The 13,796-nt window shown below is 73.3% G+C and carries 13 protein-coding genes; 12 read left to right on the forward strand and 1 reads right to left on the reverse strand.

The window, feature by feature from the left end; all coding sequences use genetic code 11:
• Positions 1 to 8: 8 nt before the first annotated feature.
• The gene (locus FHU28_RS16405) at positions 9 to 1,112 is read right to left on the reverse strand and encodes a Gfo/Idh/MocA family protein (protein ID WP_184685128.1); all 1,104 of its coding nucleotides are present in this window, start codon (positions 1,110 to 1,112) and stop codon (positions 9 to 11) included.
• A 101-nt stretch (positions 1,113 to 1,213) separates the two neighbouring features.
• Between FHU28_RS16405 and FHU28_RS16410 the strand changes: the two genes are divergently transcribed.
• The 12 genes from FHU28_RS16410 to FHU28_RS16465 all read left to right on the forward strand — a co-directional run bounded on the left by FHU28_RS16410 (position 1,214) and on the right by FHU28_RS16465 (position 13,792).
• Positions 1,214 to 2,539: a Zn-ribbon domain-containing OB-fold protein gene (locus FHU28_RS16410; protein WP_184685137.1), complete on the forward strand. Its 1,326-nt coding sequence runs from the start codon at positions 1,214 to 1,216 to the stop codon at positions 2,537 to 2,539.
• Positions 2,532 to 3,725 (forward strand): thiolase family protein, encoded by a 1,194-nt coding sequence (locus tag FHU28_RS16415; protein WP_184685139.1) that lies wholly within the window; start codon positions 2,532 to 2,534, stop codon positions 3,723 to 3,725. Before FHU28_RS16410 ends, FHU28_RS16415 begins: the two co-directional genes overlap by 8 nt.
• Positions 3,722 to 5,506 carry a CoA-transferase gene (locus tag FHU28_RS16420; RefSeq protein ID WP_184685141.1) on the forward strand — a complete coding sequence of 595 codons (1,785 nt, stop codon included), beginning with the start codon at positions 3,722 to 3,724 and terminating at the stop codon, positions 5,504 to 5,506. Before FHU28_RS16415 ends, FHU28_RS16420 begins: the two co-directional genes overlap by 4 nt.
• Positions 5,484 to 6,008 carry a gamma carbonic anhydrase family protein gene (locus tag FHU28_RS16425; RefSeq protein ID WP_184685143.1) on the forward strand — a complete coding sequence of 175 codons (525 nt, stop codon included), beginning with the start codon at positions 5,484 to 5,486 and terminating at the stop codon, positions 6,006 to 6,008. The genes FHU28_RS16420 and FHU28_RS16425 overlap by 23 nt, the downstream gene beginning before the upstream one ends.
• A gap of 19 nt (positions 6,009 to 6,027) precedes the next feature.
• Positions 6,028 to 6,822: an enoyl-CoA hydratase/isomerase family protein gene (locus FHU28_RS16430; RefSeq protein ID WP_184685147.1), complete on the forward strand. Its 795-nt coding sequence runs from the start codon at positions 6,028 to 6,030 to the stop codon at positions 6,820 to 6,822.
• Entirely contained in the window at positions 6,819 to 7,607 is a 789-nt protein-coding gene (locus FHU28_RS16435; RefSeq protein ID WP_184685150.1) for an enoyl-CoA hydratase-related protein, read from the forward strand. Before FHU28_RS16430 ends, FHU28_RS16435 begins: the two co-directional genes overlap by 4 nt.
• Before the next feature lie 12 nt (positions 7,608 to 7,619).
• The gene (locus tag FHU28_RS16440) at positions 7,620 to 8,369 is read left to right on the forward strand and encodes an SDR family NAD(P)-dependent oxidoreductase (protein WP_184685153.1); all 750 of its coding nucleotides are present in this window, start codon (positions 7,620 to 7,622) and stop codon (positions 8,367 to 8,369) included.
• 5 nt (positions 8,370 to 8,374) lie between these two features.
• Positions 8,375 to 9,532, forward strand: coding sequence for an acyl-CoA dehydrogenase family protein (locus tag FHU28_RS16445; protein WP_184685163.1), 1,158 nt, complete (start codon positions 8,375 to 8,377; stop codon positions 9,530 to 9,532).
• Entirely contained in the window at positions 9,529 to 10,281 is a 753-nt protein-coding gene (locus FHU28_RS16450) for an SDR family NAD(P)-dependent oxidoreductase (RefSeq protein ID WP_184685166.1), read from the forward strand. The genes FHU28_RS16445 and FHU28_RS16450 overlap by 4 nt, the downstream gene beginning before the upstream one ends.
• Before the next feature lie 13 nt (positions 10,282 to 10,294).
• On the forward strand, positions 10,295 to 11,437 hold the full coding sequence (locus FHU28_RS16455) for a CaiB/BaiF CoA transferase family protein (RefSeq protein WP_184685168.1): 1,143 nt from the start codon (positions 10,295 to 10,297) through the stop codon (positions 11,435 to 11,437).
• Positions 11,438 to 11,629: 192 nt separating this feature from the next.
• Positions 11,630 to 12,865 (forward strand): ABC transporter substrate-binding protein, encoded by a 1,236-nt coding sequence (locus FHU28_RS16460; protein WP_184685170.1) that lies wholly within the window; start codon positions 11,630 to 11,632, stop codon positions 12,863 to 12,865.
• Between the two features lie 60 nt (positions 12,866 to 12,925).
• The gene (locus FHU28_RS16465; protein ID WP_184685172.1) at positions 12,926 to 13,792 is read left to right on the forward strand and encodes a branched-chain amino acid ABC transporter permease; all 867 of its coding nucleotides are present in this window, start codon (positions 12,926 to 12,928) and stop codon (positions 13,790 to 13,792) included.
• Positions 13,793 to 13,796 lie beyond the last annotated feature (4 nt).

A 13,796-nucleotide genomic window follows, 5' to 3' on the forward strand; every position in this document is an offset into this window, starting at 1 on the left:
GGGGAGATTTACGAATTTGCCATGCCCAATGGGCGCGCAGGGTCCGGCACGGCCTGTCCGGCACGGCCGGATTCGGCGATCTCGGCGAGCAAACGGTGCCGGCGGACCGCGTGGTCGAAATCCGGTACGGCGCTGTCGCCGGCCGCCAGCAGGGCGTACGCCTCGGCGATCGGGCCGGCCGGCGCGGCCAGGCCGGACGAGTGGTCGTAGCGGGCCGGGACGGGCAGGTCGGTGAGCTCGCGGTCGTCGTCCCGCCCGCCGCGGATGCGGACGGGGCCGTGCTGCAGATGCCCGGGGCAGGTCACGAGCAGTTCGCCCGTGGTGCCGGTGATCTCCCAGCGAAGTCCGTCGCCGCGTGCCGGTCCGCCCCGGTAGTGGACGGTCGCCACGGCGTCGTCGTCCACGAGCCCGACCGCCACGACCTGGTCGTCGGTGTGCTTCACCGCGATCTCGCCGGTGCGGGCGTGGCGTACCCGGGGCAGCCGGTTGGCCGTCAGGGCGCGTACCGGGCGCAGCTCACCGAGGACGGCGCACAGCGCGTCGACCGCGTGTCCGAACGGCACGGACAGCAGGGTCGCTCCGTACGCGGGGTCGAGGGTGTAGGCCGCGTAGGAGCCGTAGGTCGGTCCCCACAGCCCTCCGGCGCCGGTCATCGTGGTCGACAGCACCCGGCCGACGTAGCCGTCGGCGACCAGGTCGCGCAGGTACCGGATCGGCGCCGCCGACCGGGCCTGGAGGCCGACGGCGGTACGCGTCCCGCGCGCGGCGGCGGCGAGTTCCTCGGCCTCGGCGAGGCCGGTGCCCAGCGGCCATTCGCAGAGCACGGGTTTGCCGGCCGCGAGCGCCGGCAGCAGGCAGGCCCGGTGCCGGTCGGCCCGCACGGCGACGACGACCAGGTCGACGCTCTCGTCAGCCACAAGGTCCTCGACTGTGGCGTACGCGCGCGGGACGCCGTACCGTCGCCCGGCCTCGGCCGCCGCGGTGGCGTCGCTGGCGGCGAGCGCCCGCAACTCGTAGCCCGGGAGCGCGGCGAGCGCCGGCAGGTGGGCCCGTGCGGCCCAGCCGCCTTTCGCGCTGAGGCCCACCAGGCCCACACCCACAACATCTGTCATGGGAGCACACCTTAGCGCCAATCTTCGTTGCCCGTATCCGGGATTCGGTATACAGTCTGCGGACAACCGATCACGACGGACAGGGGCCGAGCGTGCATGAGGTGGGGATTGCCGATGTCTCCGGATACGTGCCGGCATACCGGCTCGACGACTACCTGACGCGCGAGACAGCGAGCTCGCCGGACGTCTCGGTGCCCGGCCCGGACGAGGACGCGTTCACTCTCATGTGGGCGTCGCTGACCGGTCTGCCCCGCGCCGAGGCGGAGGGCCCGGTACTGCTTCGCGTGCCCGACAGCGACATCGAGACGCGTGCGCTCGTGGCACACGCCCGGGCGACCGGCGTGCTCGGCGAGCCGGCGGCAGTGGTTCCGCTCGCCCCCGACGCCGGGGTGCCGGACCTGCTGGCGCTCGCCACCCGGCTGGCGCAGCCCGGCCTGGGCCTGCTGGTCGACCACCGCCGCCCGGCCGGGGCCGGCGTGCCGGCGACGGCCTCCGCCGCGGCCGCCGTCCGCTTCGGCCCGCCGCGGGTGGCCCGGGTGGCCGCAGTGGCGACCCGCCACACGCTGACCTTCGACAGGTGGCGCACCGGCCCGGCGCCGGACCAGCAGGACGCGCGGTTCGTCGAGGAGGCGCTCGTCGCCGTGGAGGGCGACGCGCTCCTCGCCGAGCTGCTCAAGTCCGCCGGCCGGACCGCTGCCGACCTCGCCGGTGTCGTCGTCACGTGCGGCGCCCGGCTGCGCGGCGCGCGATGGGCCCGGCGGTGGGAGGTGCCGGCCGTGTGGCAGGCCGGCGGCGGGGCGGGCGGTCCCGGCGCCTCGGCCGCGCACGCGCTGCTCACCGCGCTCGACCGGCTGTGCGCCGCCGGGCCCGACGGCGCGGTGGCCATCCTCGACCTCGGCTGGGGCGGTGGCGGCGCGGTCCTCACCGCGGGCACCGACGCCGCGGAGGACACCGCGAAGCCGGCCGCGAGCGCGGCGACCACGGCGCGCGACACGAAGGCGTACGGCCTCGCCGCCTGGCACGGACGCGCCACCGAGGCGCCCGGGCCCTGGACGTCGCCGGCCGAGCTCTGGCGGGAGATGCCGGCCCTGCTCGGGCCCGTCGGATACCGGTGCTCCGACTGCGGCGGCATCGGGTTCCCGCGGGCCGGCGTCTGCGAGCTGTGCGGGTCGTTCGAGGTCACCGACCAGCCGTTGCGGCGCACGGGCGTCGTGGCGACCCACTCGGTCGACCACCTCTTCGACGCGTCCGACCCGGTGCAGATGGTCGTGGTGGACCTCGACGGCGGCGGTCGCTTCTTCGGGCAGGCGGTTCGCGACGTGCCACGCCGGCTCGTCGTCGGCGACCGGGTCCGGCTCGTGCTCCGCCGGCTGCACACCGCATCCGGCCTGCCGCACTACTTCTGGAAGGTCGATCTCGATGGGTGAAGACATCGTCGCCATCGGCGCGGCGAGCACCAAGTTCGGCGAGTTCTTCGACCGCGGCTACGCCGACCTCGTCCGCGACGTGGTGCGGGCGGTCACCGCCGACGCCGGCATCACGCTCGCCGACGTCGACGCCGCGTGGCTCGGCACCGCGTTCGCCTACACCTACTCCGACGAGGGCAACGCCGGCACGTCGCTCGCCGAGCCGATCGGCATGCACGGACGGCCGGTCACCCGGGTCGCCGCGTACTGCGCGTCCGGCCTGGACGCGATCCGGCAGGCCGTGGCCGCGCTGCGCGCGCACACCTGCGACGTCGCGCTGGTCGTCGGCGCGGAGAAGATGCGCGACGTGGGCCCTCGCGGCAGCCTCGTCATGCAGCACGTCAACCGCGGCCATCCGGTGCTCAGCAAGGGCCGGACGGCGCCGGGCATCTTCGGGCTCGTCGCCGAGCGGTACCGGGCCGTCTACGGGGATCCGCGACCGGCGATGACCGCGGTCGCGATGAAGAACCACGCGTACGGCGAGCTCAATCCCCGGGCCCACTTCCGCCGGGCGGTCTCGGCGGAACAGGTCGAGGCGGCGCCGCCGCTGTCCGGCCCGATCGGTCTGCTCGACGCCTGCCCGACCACCGACGGCGCCGCGGCGCTGGTCCTGGTGCGCGAGTCGGACGCCCGTGGACGGCGGGCCGCCGCGATCAGCGGCATCGCGATGTCCAACGACCTCGGGTACTTCACCGCCAACACCAGTTCCCGCTCGGACCTGCTGGGGTTCGAGTCCACCCGCTCGGCCGCCGCGAGCGCCTACCGGCAGGCGGGCGTCATCCGGCCGTTCGACGAGATCGACGTCGTCGAACTTCACGACTGCTTCACGATCACCGAAGTGGTCAACTACGAGGACCTGGGCCTGTGCGGCAAGGGGGAGGGGCGTGACCTGGTGCTGAGCGGCGCCACCGGTCCGGGAGGCGCGCTGCCGGTCAACACCAGCGGCGGCCTCAAGGCCTGCGGGCACCCGATCGGCGCGACCGGCGTACGGATGGTCGTCGACGTGTGCGACCAGGTGTGGGGCCGCGCGGGCGTTCGGCAGGTGCCCGGCGCCCGCACAGGGCTCGCTCACGCGCTCGGCGGTCCGGGATCGCTGGCCTGCGTCGCCGTGGTCACCGACGCCGGTCCCGCGCGGGCGGCGGCGTGACGGCGGCGACCGGCGCGGGTCCGAACGGGCGGTCGCCGGACAAGGTCAGCACGCTCGCGGCCGCGGTCGAGCGGCACGTGCGGCCGGGCGACGTCGTGCACGTCGCGTACGCCGATGCCCGGCCCAACGCGGCGCTGCACCAGCTGGTCCGCCGCTTCGCCGGCCGACCCGCCGGGTTGACGCTGGTCACCGCCGGGCTGGTCAGCAGCCAGCACGCGCTCGTGGAACTCGGCGTGGTCGACCGTCTGGTGGCCTCGTTCGCCGGCGAGAACCTCCCCGCTCCCCGCCCGAACCGGGCGTTCCAGCGGGCGGTGCGCGAGGGCCGGATCGAGGTGGAGAGCTGGTCGCTGTGGTCGCTGACGGCCCGCCTCATGGCCGCCGCGCTGGGCGTGCCGCACCTGCCCGTCCGGTCGCTCGCCGGCAGCGACCTGGGCGCCGCACTGCACGGCCGCGGATTCGCCGAGGTCGCCGACCCGTTCGGCGGACCGCCGTCCGGTGTCGTCGCCGCCCTCCGGCCGGACGTGGTGCTGCTGCACGGCGTGGCGGCCGACCGGGCCGGCAACGTGGTGCTCTCCGCGCCGTACGGCGAGGGGGCGTGGGGCGCGCTCGCGGCGCGGCGCGGCGCGATCGCCTCCGTCGAGCGCATCGTCGACACCGAGACGATCCGCGAGCACGGCGCTCTCGTGCGCGTACCGGCGCACGCTGTCCTCGCGGTCTGCGAGGTGCCCCTGGGCTCACACCCGTACGGGCTGTTCAACCCCGGCCTCGACGGGATCGCCGGCTATGTGCCCGACGAGGAGTTCATGGCGGAGGTGGTGCGGGCGTCCAACGACCCGGCCGAGTTCCGCCGGTGGATCGACGAATGGCTGCTCGGCACCGCCGACCACGACGCCTACCTGGCCAAGCTCGGGCCGGAGCGGATCGCCGCGCTGCGGGCCCAGGCCGAGGAGGACGGCTGGCGCTCGACGCTGACCGTCGCGGCCGACCCGCCGGACCGGTGGACCGACGCGGAGGCGATGGTCGTCACGGCCGCCCGCCGGATCGCCGGGCGGGTGCGCAAGCAGGACTTCGACGCGGTCCTGGCCGGTGTCGGCCAGGCCAACCTGGCCTCGTGGCTGGCGGTGACCGGCCTGCAGGCCGTCGGCGCCGACGTGGAGCTGATGGCCGAGATCGGCATGTTCGGCTACCGCCCCCGCCCCGGCGAGCCGTTCATCTTCGCGCACCGCAACCTGCCCACGTGCGCCCTGCTCACCGACGTCGCCACCGTGCTCGGCGCGTTCGTCGGCGGACCGGCCACCCGGTCCCTGGGCGTGATCGGCGCCGGGCAGGTCGACGCCGACGGCAACACCAACTCGACGTACGCCGAGGACGGCAGCTACATCGTGGGCTCCGGTGGGGCCAACGACATCGCGACCTCCGCCGAGGAGGTGCTGGTGACAGTGGCGCACGGCAGCCACCGCCTGGTCCGGCGGGTGCCGTACGTGACGTCGCCCGGTCACGGTGTCCGTACCGTCGTCTCCACCGCCGGGGTGCTGGAGCGGGTGGACGGACGGTTCGTGGCCACGGCGTTCGTCGCGCGGTCCGGCGAGTCCGACGCCGACGCGGTCGAGCGGTTGCGCGCCGGCTGCGGCTGGGACCTCGAGATCGCCCGCGACGTCGTCCGCGAGCCGGAACCGACGTCCACTGAGCTGTCCGCGTTGCGGCGGTACGACCCGGCCCGGACGTTCCTCGGCCGGCTCTCCGGAAAGGCGGACGGCGATGCCTCTGTACGCACTCGGTGACCGGACGCCGCGGATCGACCCGTCGGCGTACGTGCACCCGGACGCCGTCGTGATCGGCTCGGTGGAGCTGGGACCGGAGTCCAGCGTGTGGCCGGGCGCGGTGCTGCGCGGCGACTACGGCGTGATCCGGGTCGGCGCCCGGACCTCCGTGCAGGACGGAACGGTCCTGCACAGCGTGGCGGACCACCCCACGGAGATCGGTGCCGACTGCGTCGTCGGGCACCTGGCGCACCTGGAGGGCTGCGCGGTCGCCGACCGGTGCCTGATCGGCTCGGGCTCGATCGTGCTCAACCGGGTACGGATCGGCGCCGGCAGCGTGGTGGCCGCCGGCGCGCTCGTGCGGGAGGGCGCGGAGGTGCCGCCCGGACGGCTCGCGGTCGGCGTACCGGCCCGCCTGCGCGACCTGCCCGCCGGCCAGGAGGACTGGCAGGCGCACGCGGTGCGGGCCTACGTCGAGAACGCGGCCCGTTTCCGGCGCGAGTTGCGGCGGATCGACCCCTAGACCCGCGAAGGAGGAACGGATGCCCGAGGAAGTGCTACTGGAACGTGCGGACGGAGTCGCCCACCTGGTGCTCAACCGTCCCGACCGGCTGAACGCGATCGACCCGGCCACGTTGCGGCTGCTGCGCGAGCACATCGCCACGATCGAGGCCGACCCGGGGGTGCGGGCGGTCGTCGTGCGCGGCAACGGCCGGGTGTTCAGCGCCGGCGCCGACATGCACGCCCTCGGCGGCATCGTCGGTGATCCGGCGGCGTTCGCCGCCTTCATGCAGGACTGGCACGACGCGTTCGACGCGGTCGCGGCGTGCAGCCGGCCCACCGTCGCGGCGGTGCACGGGATCGCTTTCGCCGGCGGCTTCGAGCTGTTCCAGGTGTGCGACGTCGCGGTCGTCGCCGACGACGCCCGGCTCGGCGACCAGCACGCCCGCTACGGGCTCTTCCCCGGCGGGGGCAGCGCCCAGCGCCTGCCCCGGCTGATCGGTGACCGGCGGGCCCGGTGGCTGCTGCTGTCCGGCGAGGAGATCCCGGCGGCCGACGCCGTGGCCGCGGGCCTGGCCAACGAGGCGGTGCCGGCCGACCGGGTCGTCGCCCGGGCGAGCGAGATGGCCGCCCTCCTGGCCACCCGCAGCCCGCTCGCCAGCGCGGCGATCAAACGCGCGCTGGCCGCCGGCGCCGGACTCGACGTGGGCGCGGCCCTCGCCGCCGAACGCCCGATCGCGCTGGCCCACATGGCCTCCGCCGACGCGCGGGCCGGCCTGGACGCCTTCTACCGACGTGTGGCCCCGAGATTCCCCAGCAACCAGGGAGAGGCATGAGCAGCTACAGCGACATCCTGTACGAGGTCGTCGACAACGTCGCGACCATCACCATCAACCGGCCGGAGCGGCGTAACGCCTTCCGGGCGGAGACGCTCGACGAGCTCATCGACGCGTTCCGGGCCGCGGAGGCCGACCGCGAGGTGGGCGTGATCGTGCTGACCGGCGCCGGGGACAAGGCGTTCTGCGCCGGCGGGGACATCCACTGGGAGGAGGCGTCCGACGAGTCCGGCGCCATCCAGATGGCCCGCCGTACGACGATCCTCTCGCTGGTCATGCGCGGCTGCGGCAAGCCGATCATCGCGCGGGTGCGCGGCTTCGCCGTCGGCGGCGGCAACGAGCTGCAGATGCTGTGTGACCTCACGGTCGCCTCCGAGGACTCCCGCTTCGGGCAGTCCGGGCCGAAGATGGGCTCGGTGCCGGTGTGGTGGGGCACGCAACTGCTGCCGCGGATGGTGGGCGAGAAGAAGGCCCGCGAGATCATCTTCCTCTGCGAGCAGTACACCGCGCGCGAGGCGCTCGAGATGGGCCTCATCAACAAGGTCGTGCCGGTGGAGGAACTCGACACCACGGTACGCGCGTGGTGCGACCGGATGCTGACGCTCAGCCCGCAGGCGCTGCGGGTCGCGAAGATCTCGCTCAACTACGAGTCCGACCAGCTGTGGCCGTCGGTGCTGCACGGCAACCAGATGATCTCGTTCATCCACGGCACCGAGGAGTTCCACGAAGGCACCCGCGCCTTCCTGGAGAAGCGCCCGCCGCAGTTCGGCAAGTTCCGCAAGTGAGGGGAGACGCAGGTGCGGTGTGACGGCAAGGTGGCGCTCGTGGTGGGCGCCGGCAGCGGCATCGGGGCATCGACCGCCGAGGTGTTCCACGCCAACGGCGCCACGGTGGCGGTCGCCGACATCAATCTCGCGGGGGCGCAGGACACGGCGGGCCGGCTGGTCGAGGCGGGCGCCAAGTCCTCCGCGTTCGCTGTCGACATCACCCGCCGGGACCAGACCGAGGACCTGGTACGCGACGTGCTGGCCGAGTACGGGCGGATCGACATCCTGGTCAGCACGGTCGGATGGTCGGACACGACGTTCCTGGTGGACGAGGACGAGGCGTACTGGCGCCGGATCATCGACATCAACCTGATGGGGTCGATCTTCCTGTGCCGGGCGGTGCTCGACCACATGATCGAGCGGCGCTCCGGATCGATCGTGCTGACCAGCTCCGACGCCGGGAAGGTCGGCACCATGGGGGAGACGGTGTACGCGGCGGCCAAGGCCGGCGTGATCGGCTTCGTCAAGTCGCTGGCCCGGGAGGTCGCCCGGCACCAGCTGCGGATCAACGCGATCTCGCCCGGGCCCACCGACACCCCGCTCATCCGGGCCCAGACCGACCAGCGGGTGATCGAGAAGATGGTACGGGCGGTGCCGCTCAAGCGCATGGGCCAGCCCGTCGAGCAGGCCAGCGCGCTGGTCTTCCTGGCCTCGGACGCCGCCTCGTACATCACCGGCCAGACGGTGAGCGTCAGTGGCGGCCTGACCATGACGTCGTAGCGGCCATGTCCACGATGGACGACATCGAGTTGTCGGCCGAGGACCGGGCGCTGCGCGACCTGGTCGGGCGGCTGGCGAGGGAGCGGATCGCCGGGGAGGCCCGGCGGATCGACGAGGCGGAGGAGTACCCGCACTCGTCGATGCGACTGCTCGGCGAGGCCGGGCTGTTCGGCCTGGTGATCCCGGAGCGGTACGGTGGCCAGGGCGCCGGCATGCGCCAGTACGCCCTGGCCACCGAGGAGCTGGCGCGGGCCTGCGCGGCCACCACCACCGCGTTCATCACGCAGACCCACGCGATGCTGCCGATCCTGGCCGTCGGCGACGACGAGCAGAAGCGCCGGTGGCTGCCCGGCCTCGCCGCCGGGCGGGCGCTCGGCGCGATCGCCATCACCGAGCCGGAGGCCGGCACCGACGTGCCGGCCCTCGCGACGCGGGCAGTCCGGGACGGCGACGGGTACGTCATCTCCGGCCGGAAGATGTTCATCACCAGCGGCGGCGTCGCCGACCTGATCACGCTGTTCGCCCGCACGTCGCCGGGACGCGACGGGATCAGCGTCTTCGTCGTCGAGGCGCGCTCGCCGGGGGTACGGCCGGGCCGGCCGCTGGCGAAGATGGGCATCCGCGCGTCCAACACGGTGGAGCTGGCGTTCGACGAGGTGCGCGTGCCGGTCTCGGCCCGGCTCGGGCCCGAGGGGATCGGCTTCCACACGGCCGTGCACGTGTTGTCCGACGCGCGGATCAGCACCGCGGCCCAGGCGGTGGGCATCGCGCAGCGCGCGTACGACATCGCCGACGAGTTCACCCGGCAGCGGCGTCAGTTCGGCCGGCCGGTGCGGGAGTTCCAGGCCGTGCAGTTGCGGCTCGCCGACATGTACATCGCCGTGGTCACCGCCCGCCTGCTCGTGCAGCGGCTCGCCCGGTTCGTCGACGCGGCGCCGGACGGGAACCGGGCGGTCGAGGCCGCCGCGGCGAAGGTCTACTGCTCCGACGTCGCGATGCGGGTCGCCGGCGACGCCGTACAGCTGATGGGTGGCTACGGCTACATGCGCGAGTTCGAGGCCGAGCGGTGCATGCGCGACGCGAAGATCACGCAGATCTACGACGGCACCAACGACGTCAACCGGCTGGTGCTGGCCCGACAGCTCGCGAAGCGGTCGGCATGACGCCGCTGTCGGGCCGGGTAGCGGTCGTCACCGGCGCCAGCCGCGGGCTCGGCCGGCAGGCCGCCCTGGCGCTGGCCGGCGCCGGCGCCGCCGTGGTGGCCGCCGGCCGCGACCGCGCGGCGCTCGACGAGACGTGCGCGCTCGTCGCGTCGGTGGGCCCCTCGGCCCTGCCGGTGGTGTGCGACGTGACCGACGAGGAGCAGGTGGACGCCCTCACCCGGTCGGCCCTCGACCGGTACGGGCGCATCGACGTGCTGGTCAACAACGCCGGCATCGCGTCGGAGCACAAGGCGCTGGACCTCGACGTCGCGGAGTTCCGCCGGGTCTTGGAGACCAACGTGATCGGCACGTTCCTGCCGGCCCGGGCGGTCGCAGCGCACATGCGTGATCGGGGCGGCGGCGCGGTGGTCAACATCGGGTCGGTGATGGGCCGTTCGGGCACGTCCGGGCTGTCGCACTACGGCGCCAGCAAGGCCGCCGTCTTCCAGCTCACCCGCGGCTGGGCGGTGGAGTGGGCCCGGTACGGCATCCGCGTCAACTGCCTCGCCCTCGGCTACTTCCCGACCGGCATCAACAGGGACCGGCTGGCCGAGGAGGGGGTGGCCGAGCGCGTGCTGGCGCGGGTGCCGGCCCGCCGGTTCGGGGACCCGGCGGAGATCGGGCCGACGGTGGTCCACCTGGCGTCCGACGCCAGCCGCTACATGACCGGGCAGGTCGTCTACCTGGACGGCGGGATGTCCGCACGCTGAGGAGGTACGGGAGATGACGGGACCGTTGACGGGTGTCCGCGTGGTGGAGCTGGCCGGACTGGGACCGGCGCCGTACGGCGTGATGCTCCTGGCCGACCTCGGCGCCGACGTCGTCCGGGTCGACCGGGCCCCGGCGGACCCGGCGGATCTCGGCCGGCTCATGGCCGGCTGCTGGCGGGGCCGGCGGTCGGTGGCGGTGAACCTCAAACACGACGCCGGCCTGCGGATCCTGCTCGACCTCGCCGACAGCGCGGACGTCCTGGTCGAGGGTTTCCGGCCGGGCGTGGCCGAGCGGCTCGGCTTCGGGCCGCAGGTGTGCCTGGCCCGCAATCCGCGCCTCGTCTACGCGCGGATGACCGGCTGGGGGCAGGACGGGCCACTGTCGACCGCGGCCGGTCATGATCTCAACTTCCTCGCCGTCGCCGGCCTGCTGCACGGGATGGGGCGGGCGGACGCGCCGCCTCCACCGCTGCCCGGCTATGTCGGTGACTTCGGTGGCGGCGGGGCCTTCCTGGCGATCGGCGTCCTTGCCGCGCTGCTGGACCGGCGCCGCACCGGGCTGGGCCAGGTGGTCGACGCCTCCGTGCTGGACGGAGCGGCGTCGCTCGGCTCGTTCGTGTACGGCCTGGCCGGGATGGGCGAGTGGACCGACGAGCGGGAGGCCAACCTCAGCGACGGCGGGTGCCCGTTCTACGACACGTACCAGACCGCTGACGGCGGTTACGTGGCGGTCGGGGCGCTGGAGCCGCGCTTCTACGCGGAGATGCTGCACGGGGTCGGCCTGGACCCGGCCGACTGGCCGCAGCACGACCGGACCCGGTGGCCGGCGTTGCGGTCCGCGCTGACCGCGCGGTTCGCGACGTCCACCCGGGACGAGTGGGCGCAGCGGTTCGCGGGGCGGGACGCCTGCGTCAGCCCGGTGCTGCGGTTGGCCGAGGCGCCGAACCATCCGCACAACGTCGCCCGGGGAGTGTTCGAGGAGGCGGCGGGCCGGTGGCAGCCGGCGCCGGCGCCGCGGCTGTCCCGTACCCCGCTCTCGGTCGGTCGGCCGGCGCCGCGGATCGGCGAGCACACCGCCGAGATTCTGACCGAGCTGGGCCGAACGGCGGATGACGTGGCACGTCTTCGGGCGATCGGCACGGTCGGCGAAAACTGAATACTGGACACTGGATACCGTTTTTCCTATGCTCCTGAGGCAGCCCGGTTGAGGCGACGAGTCCGGCCGACAGGGCGATGAGCTGGTGCTCTTCCGCCCGGTGACCTTCGGAGCCGGCCTGGCGAGCGACGGCATCACCCGACGCCTTCCGCGTCGTCCGCCGTCGCGGCCACAGTTTGGAGGCAGCTCATGGTGCGAAAGTCGGTTACGGCGATCGCCCTGTTGGCGTTGGCGCTTGCGGGTTGCACAACCACCTCGAGTGAGGGCGGCGGCACGCAGGTCAGCACACAGGGCGTCACGGACACGGAGATCTACATCCAGGGGTTCGGCCCCATCACCGGTCCGGCCAGCTGGGTCGGCCTCGGCAACCGCGACGGCTTCGCCCTCGCGGTCAAGGAGATCAACGCCGCGGGCGGTGTGCACGGCCGCAAGATCCGGTTCGAGTTCCACGACGACGCGTTCCAGGTCGCGCAGGCCCAGCAGGTCGCGCGGCGCATCATCCAGCAGGACAAGCCCTTCATGGTCTACGCCGGCACGGGCAGCACGACCTTCCTCGCCGTCGCCGACCAGCTGCGGCAGAGCGGACTGCCGGTCTACAACGGCTTCTCCGGCAGCGAGGCCGCCCGCAAGACCCCCGAGGTCGACAACATGTTCCACGGCGAAGCCGTCTCCACCAAGTGGGTCGCGCCCAGCATGGCCGACATGATCGCGGACAACCTCAAGGCCACCCGGGTCGCGATCCTGCACGAGGACGGCGAGTGGGGCCGCACGCTGTGCGCCCAGGTCACGACCGAACTGCAGGGCAAGAGCGGCCTGCAGGTGGTCGCCAACGAGACCTACCCGGCCGCCGGCAACGACTTCACCGGCCAGCTCGTGGCGATCCGCAACGCCAACCCGCAGGTCGTCGTCAACTGCGGCCTGTTCCCGGCCGCGAAGATCATCCTGCGGCAGGCTCGCGAGCTGGGGCTGAAGGCCCAGTTCGTCGGCGACGCGGGACAGGCCAACGCCACCGTCTGGACGGGCAACGAGGCGGCCGCCGAGGACTGGCTGTTCAACTGGTACGAGCCGCAGTTCCTCACCGACACCACCGGCGCGCAGGGCGAGTTCCTGCAGAAGTACAAGGCCGAGTACCCGTCGGCGCCGACCGGGCGGCCCAACCACGCCGACAACTTCTCCTACACCGCGGCCTATCTGCTCAAGGGCGCTCTGGAGAAGGCCGGCAAGGACCTCACGGCGGAGAAGTTCATCGAGGCGCTCGCCGCCGTCAAGGACGCCCGGCCGACGCCGATCAGCCCCAACGTGAGCTGCGCCAACGAACGCCACGAGTGCTTCGTCGACCTGGTCTGGATGCGGATCCAGGGCGGCAAGGCGGTACCGGTGGACGACGCCGGCCTCGCCCAGATCGCCGGCAAGGTCTCCGGCTCCTGAGTCCACCCCTCCCGGGCCCGGCCGCACCGGCCGGGCCCGCGGCGCAAGCGAGGTACTGATGTGACAGTCATCCAACTGCTGGTCAACTCGCTCACGCTCGGCGCGATCTATGCGCTCGTGGCGCTGGGTCTCGTACTGGTCTTCAAGTCCTCCGACCTGGTCAACTTCGGGGCCGGCGACTGGGTGCTCGCCGGCGCGTACATCGCGCTCGCCCTGCTGACCGCCGGCCTGCCCCTCTACCTGGTGCTGATTCTGGCGCCGCTGGGTGGCGCGCTGATGGGGCTGGTCATCGACCGCGCGGTGTTCCGTCGGATCATGAGCGCCTCACCGTGGACGTTCGTCGTAGCGAGCCTCGCGGTCGGTGGGCTGCTGCGCGAGCTCGCCGTCCTGCGCTACCAGTCCAACCACTTCCCGTTCCCGCCGGTGCTGTCCCGCGACCCGGTCGAGGTCCTCGGCGTACGCATCACACCGCAGAACCTGTGGGTGCTCGGGGCGACAGTCGTCGTGGTGATCGCGCTGTTGCTGTTCTTCCGCTACACCACGTACGGGCGCGCGCTGGAGGCGGTCGCGCAGAACCGGGTGGGCGCCCAGATCGTCGGCATCAACCTGAGCCGGGCCCTGATGGTCACCTGGGCACTCGCCGGCGCGGTGAGCGCTGTCGCCGCCGTCCTGATCGCCCCGTCGACAGACGTCTCACCGGAGATCGGCCTGCTGCTGGTGAAGGGATTCGTCGCCGCGGCGCTCGGCGGCCTGGACAGCCTCGAAGGCGCGGTGATGGGCGGCGTCGCGGTGGCGGCGATCGAGACCTTCACCCAGGTCTACCTCAACCAGGCAGCCGTCGACGTGGTCGTCTACGGCCTGCTGCTCGTCGTCATGTGGGTGCGGCCGGCCGGCCTGCTCGGCCGCCGCGTGGTCCGGAGGGTCTGAGCGG

Source organism: Micromonospora echinospora, assembly GCF_014203425.1.
In the GTDB taxonomy this organism is placed as follows: Bacteria; Actinomycetota; Actinomycetes; order Mycobacteriales; family Micromonosporaceae; genus Micromonospora; species Micromonospora echinospora_A.